Annotated in this window: 7 protein-coding genes and 2 pseudogenes; 6 read left to right on the forward strand and 3 right to left on the reverse strand. The window is 45.7% G+C overall.

The window, feature by feature from the left end:
- The first annotated feature begins 83 nt into the window (after positions 1-83).
- Together QUA20_RS30760 and msrA are read left to right on the forward strand one after the other, a co-directional pair.
- Positions 84-1,046 (forward strand): DNA polymerase III subunit delta', encoded by a 963-nt coding sequence (locus QUA20_RS30760; RefSeq protein ID WP_333194081.1) that lies wholly within the window; start codon positions 84-86, stop codon positions 1,044-1,046.
- Positions 1,047-1,085: 39 nt separating this feature from the next.
- Positions 1,086-1,559 (forward strand): peptide-methionine (S)-S-oxide reductase MsrA, encoded by a 474-nt coding sequence (gene msrA / locus QUA20_RS30765; protein WP_333194083.1) that lies wholly within the window; start codon positions 1,086-1,088, stop codon positions 1,557-1,559.
- A 180-nt stretch (positions 1,560-1,739) separates the two neighbouring features.
- Here the strand turns inward: msrA and QUA20_RS30770 are convergent.
- Together QUA20_RS30770 and QUA20_RS30775 are read right to left on the reverse strand one after the other, a co-directional pair.
- Positions 1,740-3,232 (reverse strand): annotated as a pseudogene (locus QUA20_RS30770) (IS5 family transposase).
- Positions 3,233-3,704: 472 nt separating this feature from the next.
- Entirely contained in the window at positions 3,705-5,867 is a 2,163-nt protein-coding gene (locus QUA20_RS30775) for a CBS domain-containing protein (protein ID WP_333194084.1), read from the reverse strand.
- Between the two features lie 150 nt (positions 5,868-6,017).
- Here QUA20_RS30775 and QUA20_RS30780 point away from each other — a divergent pair, with 150 nt between their 5' ends.
- From QUA20_RS30780 to QUA20_RS30795, 4 genes are all read left to right on the forward strand, one after another.
- Positions 6,018-8,582 carry a PhoD-like phosphatase gene (locus QUA20_RS30780; RefSeq protein WP_333194085.1) on the forward strand — a complete coding sequence of 855 codons (2,565 nt, stop codon included), beginning with the start codon at positions 6,018-6,020 and terminating at the stop codon, positions 8,580-8,582.
- A 196-nt stretch (positions 8,583-8,778) separates the two neighbouring features.
- A complete protein-coding gene (locus QUA20_RS30785) occupies positions 8,779-9,054 on the forward strand; it encodes a hypothetical protein (protein ID WP_333194087.1) in 276 nt (91 codons plus the stop codon).
- A gap of 2 nt (positions 9,055-9,056) precedes the next feature.
- The gene (locus QUA20_RS30790) at positions 9,057-9,365 is read left to right on the forward strand and encodes a hypothetical protein (protein ID WP_333194089.1); all 309 of its coding nucleotides are present in this window, start codon (positions 9,057-9,059) and stop codon (positions 9,363-9,365) included.
- Positions 9,366-9,370: 5 nt separating this feature from the next.
- Positions 9,371-9,607, forward strand: a complete 237-nt coding sequence (locus QUA20_RS30795; RefSeq protein ID WP_333194091.1) for a hypothetical protein — start codon at positions 9,371-9,373, stop codon at positions 9,605-9,607.
- 288 nt (positions 9,608-9,895) lie between these two features.
- Here QUA20_RS30795 and QUA20_RS30800 read toward each other — a convergent pair.
- A pseudogene (locus tag QUA20_RS30800) lies at positions 9,896-10,437 on the reverse strand (WD40 repeat domain-containing protein); the annotation flags it as partial.

The raw sequence follows: 10,437 nt of genomic DNA on the forward strand, positions 1-10,437 counted from the left end.
TTCTTCCTTCTTCCTTCTTCCTTCTTCCTTCTTCCTTCTTCCTTCTTCCTTCTTCCTTCTTCCTTCTTCCTTCTTCCGCAAACATGGATTATTTTACATCATTAATCGGACAAGAGCGAGCAGTAGAATTGCTAACTCAAGCAGTCGAGCGAAACCGAATTGCTCCTGGTTATTTATTTATCGGCTCTAACGGCATCGGCAAAAGTTTAGCAGCTCAGTGTTTCATTGAGCTTTTATTCTCAGCCAATCTTCCCGAAACCAGACTAATAGCCTCCGTGCAAAATCGCGTGCGGCAGCGAAATCATCCAGACTTGCTCTGGGTAGAACCAACTTACATGAACCAAGGCAAACGGCTGTCGCCAAAGGAAGCAGAGGAAGCCGGTTTAAAGCGTAAAGCACCGCCACAAATTCGCTTAGAACAAGTTCGAGAAATCGGTGAATTTCTCAGCCGACCGCCGCTTGAAGCGGCGCGTTCATTCGTAGTTTTGGAACAAGCAGAAACAATGGGCGAGGGAGCCGCTAACGGCTTGTTAAAGACATTGGAAGAACCGGGAAAAGCAGCGCTCGTTTTAATTGCTCCGACAGTGGAAGCTTTGTTGCCCACTTTGATTTCCCGCTGTCAAAAAATCCAGTTTTCTCGGCTGAATTCCGAAGCAATGGCACAAGTTTTGCAGCAAGCGGGATTCGCGGAGATTTTATCCCATCCCGAGGTAATGGGGATGGCTCAGGGAAGTCCTGGCGAGGCAATTTCTATTTGGCAGCAACTGCAATCAATACCCGATGATTTGCTGCAAAAGGTGAAGCAGTTGCCTCAAAATCTGCGGTCTGCTTTGGAATTAGCCAAGGAAATTGATAAAACTTTAGATACTGAATCTCAGTTGTGGTTAATTGATTATTTACAGCACTGTTACTGGCAGCAATTTTTGGCAGGGGGAATTAGTCGATCGCCCTTAGAACCCTTGGAAAAAGCGCGGCAATATTTGCTAAACTACGTACAGCCGCGATTGGTTTGGGAATGCACACTGATGGGAATATGTCAAGCATAATTTATTCCCAAGTTTGAGCGCAATACGATGAGTAACACAATGGAAAAAGCCACATTTGCCGCCGGTTGTTTTTGGGGAGTTGAACACAAGTTTCGCGCCGTTGCGGGTGTTGTCTCGACTGCTGCGGGCTACACAGGAGGTCATTGGCCCAATCCCTGCTACCTGGATGTTTGCGCCAGAGTCACCGGTCACGCTGAATCTGTGCTGCTAGAGTACGATCGATCGCAAGTGAGTTACGAAGCACTGCTAGATGTATTCTGGAACTGTCACGATCCTACCCAAATCAATCGCCAAGGCCCCGACAGAGGCGAACAGTACAGGTCTGTGATTTTTTATCACAATTCCGAACAAGAAAAAGCGGCTCGCGCCTCCAAACAAAAATTGCAAATTTCCGGTAAATACGACAAAGACATTGCCACCGAAATCAAACCTGCTGGTGAATTTTATATGGCAGAGGATTACCACCAACAATATATTGAGAAGAAGCGGCTTTCCTCAAAAGTTATTAGTTAACAAGTAGGCAGACGCGACAAAAAATAAAATATCCTAGGGGCGGGTAAGGCAATGATCTATACTAGCAGCCAGTTTATTATTAATGCAAAACCCGGCCTCCCTCAGGCTATGTTTATTTCCATATACTTAGGGCTTGCTGAATAAGTAAAGGAAAAGTTCGATCGAGATCGCTCCTCTATATTAAGCTTCCTCTAATATAAGTTTAATTTGTATATAATTTAGCAATTGATAGCTTTTGATACTCATCACTTGGTTAACAGGTATTATTTTAATTTTTTGATAAAAAATGGCACAAAAAACCCGTCTTAACCAGGTAGAAAGATTCATGACTAAAAAAGTAATAGCAATCGCAGCCTGTGAAGTATTAGCAAGTTTTGTCATTACTCGATCGAGACTAAACTTTCTTTTGCCTTGTCCAAATTTTCCCTCAATTGCATTGCGAATTTTCTCATCTTCTTTGGCTTGTCTCTTTTTTTCTTTGCTCACCTGGAGTGGAGGTCTGTCTAAAGCCTGTCCACTAATTCTAATGCCTCTTTCTTTGCACCATGCTCGGTTATCTTTTGTCCGATAAATTTTATCGACATGGACGGATTCTGGGTAATAACCAGTAAATTTGTGATAAGCGTCTATTTGAGCTTTGAAGTCTCCCGATTCGTTAAAATTATCCCAACTGATTCGATGTAAAATCACCTATCCCTCAAAGCAACTCGCTGAAAGCTTAGCTCGAAACTCTACTGATTTCCTGCTTTTCCTCGCGACTATGGGACGAATCTGAGGTTGGCTTAAACTTACAATCCTGTCGGCAATACTTTGTTGGTGATTGTGCCACAACCACAATTGTTGCCGTAGACTTCGGACACTACTAGCAAGGTCTTATATTGTTTTTTACTGAGACTTTCCAGGGAGGCTCCTAACTCGATTAACCGTGAAATGTGAGAGAGATTTCTTTTGACATACTGGAGTTGTTTTTTCAGAGCTTTCCTTTTCTGTTTCCGGGAAGGTCGTCTTTGTTTGGCAACTTCTAAGTAGTCTTTTCTGGCGATCTTGCGATAGGTTCTCGGTTTGTTCAGAACTAGAACGTTCAGCGTTTTATAGAGGATGTCTATGATTTTTTCCGTGTGTTCTCTTGCTTTATTTAAGAGTGAGAAGTCCGTTGGATAACTAATATCGGCTGGAGCGCAAGTGGCATAAGCGGATTAATTTTCCTTGATTTTTAGGCGCGTCGCTTTCTCGATCGGGATTTTTTTTCCTCATCTGAGCTGGTTCCTAACCGCAATCTCCTCACCACTTCCGCGTTGATTTTGTTGACGATTTCAGCGCTGATTCTTTGTCGGAAGTGTACTAATAAGGATGGATCGAATGGCGCTTCATTGCTGTAGATGATTGACTTATAAAGTATTGCAGGTAAGGGTGTTTCCTGATTTCTTCTACGGTTTCACGCGGAGCTAGTTCCCAATTTTTTCTTAATAATTAAGACCCCTAAGGCGAGCCGAAATGATTTAGGTGGTGGACCCATTTCTGTGGTGAAGTTTTGAGCATATTCGGCTTCAAATTCTGACGCCCGGGATTAGTTGGGCCATCAGCACCCAACGGTTATCTGTTGCCAACCTTGCCCCGAAGGGGAGTTCAAATTCTGCTGCTGGGCCCTTAACTTGTTCAGCTTTTCGGTACACGATCGCCCTTGGAGATGCACGAGTTTTGAGCTATCTTACCAAGAATTCTGGCATTTGACCACCCAGTCACCCTACCAGTTCGTTCGGATATTCAAGCGTTTGCCGACGCTCGTACCCTGTATATAGGGTTTGATTTTACTTAACCGCTATTACTAGGGTTTTTAACTTCTTGGGGAAGCCGGAGCGATCGATTTGTTATCTTTATTCAGCAAACCCTAGCTAGTTGCTCGGCTAGGTTTCCTCACCTGCATGAATAGTAAGTTATCATTTATGGGATTAAAGTGCGAGATCCAACCCTTGATTGGGTTTACCCCATCTTTGCTAGCCATCCTCCCTTTCGGGTTTCGGGTAAACGAATCGCACCTACTGATACCAGTTTAAAAAAAGAATGCAACTGTATGCCCGCGATCCAAACCACGAGTTTCATCAGTCATTTCCATTTCTTCAATTCTTCAATTCTTCAATCCGATGACTAATGACAACTGACGATCGGAATCTCGATCGCAAACTCAGTGCCCCGTCCAGCTTCTGAAACGCAATCGAGCCGCCCCCCGTGCTGTTCCACAACTAAATGGTAAGAAATCGACAGTCCCAACCCAGTGCCCTTGCCTACTGGTTTGGTAGTAAAAAACGGGTCAAATAATTGGCGGCGAATCTCCTCCGGTATGCCCCGCCCGTTGTCGGAAATGCGGATCGCCACAAAATCGCCGCCAACAACTTCAGTGCGAATTGTAATCGTGGGAGAAGTCACTGGAGAACTAGGATTTGACGGGGGTAAATTTTTCCCATCTCTCCTCGCCCATTCCCCTTTCTGAATTTCTTCATCCAAAGCATCAATAGCATTGCCGATAATATTCATGAACACCTGATTGATCTGACCGCCACAGCACTCGATTAGGGGCAAATTACCGTATTCTTTAATAATGTCAATAGCTGGATGTGCGCCGTGAGCTTTGAGCCGATGCTGCAAAATTAACAAAGTGCTGTCGAGTCCCTCGTGAATGTCAACGAGCTTGATGTTAGATTGATCCGATCGCGAAAAATTGCGCATCGACACAACTATTTGGCGGATGCGCTCTGTTCCTACTTGCATAGAAGACATGATCTTAGATAAGTCTTCTACCAAAAAATCGACTTCCATCTGTGCTGCTGCTTCCCGAATTTCCGAGACTGGTTCGGAATAGTGCTGCTGGTAAAGTTCCAACAGTTGGAACAATTCTTTGATGTAGTGGCTGGCGTGGGAAAGATTGCCGTAGATAAAATTAACAGGATTGTTAATTTCGTGAGCGATACCGGCAATCATTTGTCCCAAAGAAGACATTTTTTCGGTTTGCACTAATTGAGTTTGAGTTTGCTGCAACTTTCGTACAGTTTGCTCTAATTGCTGCGCTTGATTTTTCAAGCAAGCTTGCTTTCGCCGCAGCGCTTCTTCGACTCGCTGGCGCTTGATAATATCCCGTCTCAACAATTCATTTGATTCTAAAAGTTGAGCGGTGCGTTCTTCAACTTGTTTTTTTAAATCGTCATGAGCTTGGCGCAGGGCTTCTTGGGCCCGCTGCCGCTCTAAAATTTCTTGCTGCAAAAGTTCGTTGGCTTCCTGCAATTGAGAGGCTCGATCGTCAACTGCTTGCTGCAAAAGCTCGATCGTCCCGTACATTTCTGATTGGTTAAAAACTTGCGGCAAACTTGTCACAGAGACAACGCCCAAAAGTTCTCCGTGACTGCCAACTACTACCAAACGGCGGAGACAGTGCCGCTGCATCGACTGATGGGCACTCCAGAGGGAATCGGCGGGAGATATGCAAAATAAAGGCGCACTCATGACCCTTGCTGCCGGGATTTCCGAGAGGTTTAATTCGAGCGCGTGAAACTGCACAATATCCCGCTCGGTGACAATGCCGATCGGAATTTGGTAATTTTCTATTGGTGCGATCGCCCGCTGTGGATGCTGAGTTTGCTCTTCGACAATGACGACGCAACTAACTCGATACTTGACCATTAGTTCGGCTAAATCGAGGGCTGAAGCAGTTTTTGGGGCTGAAATGACATCTTTAGTCATGACATCTGCTGCACAGCGCAAATTGGTTAGCAAGTTAACCGGTTGCAGGGCTTCGTGAATGGCTTCGCGGGTGATGATGCCGAGAAGTCGCGAGTCTTCGTCCACTACGGGCAAATGCCGAATCTGATGCTGGCGCAACGTGAATATAGCTGTGAAAATATCTTGAGACTCGGATTGTTTGAGGGTAATGGGCGATCGAGTCATTACGTCAGCAATTGTCAGTCCTACCGCACAAGCTGCTACGGTAGTTAGTTTGACGATATCTCGTTCTGTAAAAATGCCTATGGGCCGATTATCTTCCACGACTAACACGCAACTGCGCTTGGTCGGACTCGGAAGAGCGTGTGGTTTTTCGCCATAAAGCCGACAGGAGACACGCATCGGGTTCATCAAAGCCAACACTTGGGCGATCGGGGTTTCTGGAGCCACGGTGAGGGGGTGGCGGTCGATCGCCCGATCTAAAGGTGAAGAGTAGAGCGGCGGACTGTTGGGCCGCCCGGCGGGTTCTGATGTTTTAATTGCTGGCGGCTGCGGGGCTGAATCTAGGAACTGCTGTAATTTTTCTTCTTGTAGCATGGTTGATTATTAATTTTACTTAATGAATTGTTACAATTTTGCAGACTGGGGTTGGCAGACTTAGCATTAATTAAGCGGATTACAGATGCTCGATCGCCTGAAATTTCATTGCTAGAAAACCCCTGATTGAATTTTTATTTTTTAAATCCTATGTCGTGGACGCCATTAAGTCATCGAATTCATCATTTGCCGCTCATCCTTGCGGGTCCGATTTTGCGCCGGACTGAAAGTCGGGCCGTGACTGTTTGGCTGGCTCTGAAAGCACCCCGCCAAGTCGAACTCAAGGTTTATTCGACAGAGGGCGGAACCGGCGAAATTGTCGGGCTGCCGTTACTCCAAGGTGCGAACTCTACCGTGCAGCTCGGCAAATACCTGCACGTAGTGGCGGTGACGGCTAAACCGATCGACGGCAACGTCTTGACATCCGGGCAAATTTATGCTTATGACATCGAATTTGCTGGGAGTCGCGAGTCGCCGTCGGGGGTTGCAGTCCCAGAAAATGAGAAAGAAAATCTCATTTCTTGCCTGTGGCCGGCGTCCCCTGATTGGTCGGCTTTGGGACGGGAGACGATCAGTTATTTCGCTCACCAGTTGCCCACTTTTGCCCTGCCGCCGAACGATTTAAACTATTTGCGTATCGTTCACGGTTCTTGTCGCAAGCCCCACGGAGACGGCAGAGATGCCCTGCCAATCTTGGATAATTCGATCGAACAGTTTGCAAGTACGGCAAATAGCAGGCCCCACCAACTGTTTTTAACGGGTGACCAAATTTACGGCGACGACGTTGCCGATGCGATGCTGTGGGCTTTGACTGATGCTGGCGATACCCTGTTAGGCTGGGAAGAGAGTTTACCCCTGATGGATGATGCCCAAATTAAAAAGAATTTGTGTATCAGTATACCTAAAAATGCGGAAAACGAAAATACAGTTGGCCAAGAGAGGGAAATTTTTAGAGAGTCACCTATTCAGAAACCCTCTGATGCTAAGTATGAGTCCAAAAAACCAATTGAGTTACAGCCGGGGACTCGCAGCGATATTGCCAGAGATTTTGGCGGCTTTACGGCGATGTTGGTGAATAAACCCAACAATGCTAAAAGTCACTTGTTTAGCTTGGGCGAATATTATGCGATGTATTTGTTAGTTTGGTCGCCGGTACTTTGGTGCGAGCGTTTTCCGAAGGGTAAGGATATTTGCCCAAATTCTAAGCAGGCAAAAGTCTGGGATAAAGAAGTTGTTGAACTTGACGGTTTTGCTCGCAACTTGTGGAGGGTGAGGAGGGCGCTAGCGAATATTCCTACTTATATGATTTGCGATGACCATGATGTTAGTGACGATTTGTATTTGAATCGAGAATGGTGTTACCGGGTGCTGGGGAAGCCGCTGGGCCGCCGCGTGGTGCAGAATGCTTTGCTGGCTTACGCTGTGTTTCAGGCTTGGGGAAATACGCCCGCACAGTTCGATCGCGAAAAACCGGGAGATAAATTATTAACAACTGCTGAAAAATGGTCGAATTCGGGGGGGACTGATGTTTCTGCTTGGGAGGAGGCGGCTTCGTATTTGGGAATTCCAGGGCTCGATCCGAAAACTCATTTGCCTAAGTTGAAATTAGATGAAGATGTTTTTATTTTGGATCGGGATGGCGAGGGTGTAAGTGAGGTTTTGAATTGGCATTTTACTGTGAGAAGTTTTAAGCACGAGGTGATTGTGCTGGATACGCGGAGTTGGCGGGGGTATCCGGTGAAAAGCGCGATCGATCCGCCGATGCTTTTGACTCACAAAGGTTTTGAGGAGCAAATTCAGAAACCTTTGAAGGAGACTGATTTGCTGAATAAAACTGGGGAGTTTGAGATTGAGGCGACGCTGGTGGTTGTGCCGACAAATTTGGTGGGTTTGTGGATTATTGATGTGGTGCAAAAGTGGGATGTGGAACAGGGGAAGGTTTTTAATAGTGATGCGGGGGATGCTTGGAATTTTCATGAGTTGGCTTTTGTGAAGCTGTTGTCGGAATTGTTTAAACAGCGCGATCGGGTGATTCTGTTGACGGGGGATATTCACTATGCTGCTGCTGTGCGACTGAGTTATTGGTCTGATTGTCATTTTGGCGATTCTCGATCGAATATTGAGCTTTTGAAGGGGGCGAACTATAAATCAAATTGTCAATCTTCTGTGTTGGCGCAGTTGACTGCTAGTGCTTTTATCAATGAGGAGTGGAAAACGCATTTAATTCATACTAAGATTAAGTCGCTGCTTCCTGAGCGAGCGCACGAATGTTTGGGATGGAATGAGCCGCTGGAATTAATTAAGATTTCGAGGGGTGGCAGAAAGAAAGCTTTGGCGGCTGCTGTCAGAAATAGACAATCTCTGCCTGATTGGGGCTATCGGGTTGACTGGATAAAACGACAAAAAGCTCGGATGTTTTTGCAGCTAGAGAAGGGAACTGCGTCAAATAGATCGCATACAGATAAACGATTGTCAGTGCTGCGTAGGTTGTGGAATTTTATATCGCTGTTGTGGCGCAATCGCTGGCTGCAAGAGGGTGATGAGATTGTGGGATATAGCAATATTGCGATCGTCAGTTTTCAGTGGCCTGCTGAGGGTGATGGGGAGAAGGCGGTAATGCAAAATGTTTATTGGCGGCCGCTTTGGGCATCGGATAGTGTGGTTTACAGTCAATATTTTGTGCCGCTGGGATTGGATGAGTCAAGGGTTGATTGATCGGGTGTTCTGCATTTAAATTTAACTTTTTGGGCCTTCCTCAAAGCCCACCCGACGGGTTGAAGATTCGATCGCCCCTTTCCCTAAAAGCCGAGATCCCTTCCCCTTCTCTCGCAGTTGGGTAAATTTGACAAAATTTGATATTTTTGCTATAATTTCCTGAAATTAATCACAATTAAAGCTCAATTATAAATATATGGAAGCTGTAATTGAAAGCATTGTAAGTAAGCTGCGTTATTTAGGTAAACCGCAGCTAGAAGTTGTTCTTAATTTTGTTGATTTTCTAACTTGGAAGTCAGGGCCCGGTCTGTTATCAAGAGTAAGTGATTCTGAGGCAGAAATTAGCGATAGCGAGTTTGAAATAATTTTAGATGAATTGGCTGATGATTCCATTAAAAACATGGGAGTAAATGTCCCTATGCTATCAGATTTTGCCATAAGTCGTGAAGGCATCTACGAGGAGCACCCTTAGCAATGTTATGCCTTGTAGATACGAATATTTTACTGCGGTTTGCCGATCGCTCTCATCCTTTATATCCTGTAATCCGAACTGCCGTAAAAAAATTGCGACAGGATGGATATAAACTGCAAGTAGCATCACAAAACTGCGTTGAATTTTGGAATGTGGTTACTCGCCCGATCGATAAAAATGGCTTTGGGTTGACTCCTGCTGATGCCGATTGCCTGTTACAGCGGATAGAGCGTCTTTTTCCGTTGTTTCCCGATACGCATTTAACATACTCCGAGTGGCGTAGGTTAGTTGTTAAGCTGTTCTGCATTTAAATTGTATGTCAAAAAACAATCAAACTCTTGTGGGGTGGGCGTCCCGCCCGCCTCGAACATTCAATTTAAATGCGCGGCAGCTTAGCTACAGAGTTTCGGGAGTTCAGGTACATGATGCTCGTCTTGTGGCTATTATGAAAGCAAATGGTGGAGCACATATTTTGACGCTAAATGTTAAGGATTTTACTCGCTACGCCAGCGAAGGAATTGTGCCGATCGATCCGAATACTATCTCTGAATAATAAAAGTCGATCGCACATTTCTCTCAAATTTGATCGCCCAATCAACCCATAAACCAAAAAATCCGATCGCCCCAATCAACCCAAAAACCCGATCGCACATTTCTCTCAAATTCGATCGCCCAGAAACTCGCTACACTAGGACTTACAATGGAGGCCGAGAAACCGGGTTTTTGACAACTATACTTCGTTAGATCTCGTAGATTCGGTAAAAACCCGGTTTCTTTGGTGGGAGTGCGTCCAGGACGGTACACAAAAAATTAGATCGCCCGAATCGACCCAAAAATCCGATTATCGATCGCCGCTAACTCCCTCCAATCGCAGGAAATGCACCCGGCCCGATCGATCGCCCGCTACAACACTCACCCCGTCAGGCAAAATTGTACAGCCCGTGAAGTGACCATCCCCGCTAAAATTAGCAATTTCCTTGCCGCTTAGCAAATCCCAGATTTTCAGGGTGCGATCGTCTGAAGCGGAAATCGCAGTTTTGCCGTCGCGTGCGATCCCTACTGCTGTTACCTCCTTAGTATGACCGGTGAGGGTTAATAGTTCGGTCCCTGTCTTGATATCCCAGATTTTCAGGGTGTTATCAAGCGAAGCGGAAATCGCAGTTTTGCCGTCGGATGCGAGATCCACTGCTGTTACCTCCTTAGTATGACCGATGAGGGTTAATAGTTCGGTCCCTGTCTTGATATCCCAGATTTTCAGGGTTTTATCAAGCGAAGCGGAAATCGCAGTTTTGCCGTCGGATGCGAAATCCACTGCTGTTACCTCCTTAGTATGACCGATGAGGGTTAATAGTTCGGTCCCTGTCTTGATATCCCAGATTTTCA

The sequence above is a fragment of the Microcoleus sp. Pol7_A1 genome (genome assembly GCF_036701085.1).
GTDB classification, from domain to species: domain Bacteria; phylum Cyanobacteriota; class Cyanobacteriia; order Cyanobacteriales; family Microcoleaceae; genus Microcoleus; species Microcoleus asticus.

Excerpts from the sequence above, each read along its gene's own strand:
- QUA20_RS30780 (WP_333194085.1), top strand. The coding sequence starts at position 6,018 with ATGTCGTGGACGCCATTAAGTCATCGAATTCATCATTTGCCGCTCATC.
- QUA20_RS30795 (WP_333194091.1), top strand. The coding sequence starts at position 9,371 with ATGTCAAAAAACAATCAAACTCTTGTGGGGTGGGCGTCCCGCCCGCCT.
- QUA20_RS30775 (WP_333194084.1), bottom strand. The coding sequence starts at position 5,867 with ATGCTACAAGAAGAAAAATTACAGCAGTTCCTAGATTCAGCCCCGCAG.
- msrA (WP_333194083.1), top strand. The coding sequence starts at position 1,086 with ATGGAAAAAGCCACATTTGCCGCCGGTTGTTTTTGGGGAGTTGAACAC.
- QUA20_RS30760 (WP_333194081.1), top strand. The coding sequence starts at position 84 with ATGGATTATTTTACATCATTAATCGGACAAGAGCGAGCAGTAGAATTG.
- QUA20_RS30785 (WP_333194087.1), top strand. The coding sequence starts at position 8,779 with ATGGAAGCTGTAATTGAAAGCATTGTAAGTAAGCTGCGTTATTTAGGT.
- QUA20_RS30790 (WP_333194089.1), top strand. The coding sequence starts at position 9,057 with ATGTTATGCCTTGTAGATACGAATATTTTACTGCGGTTTGCCGATCGC.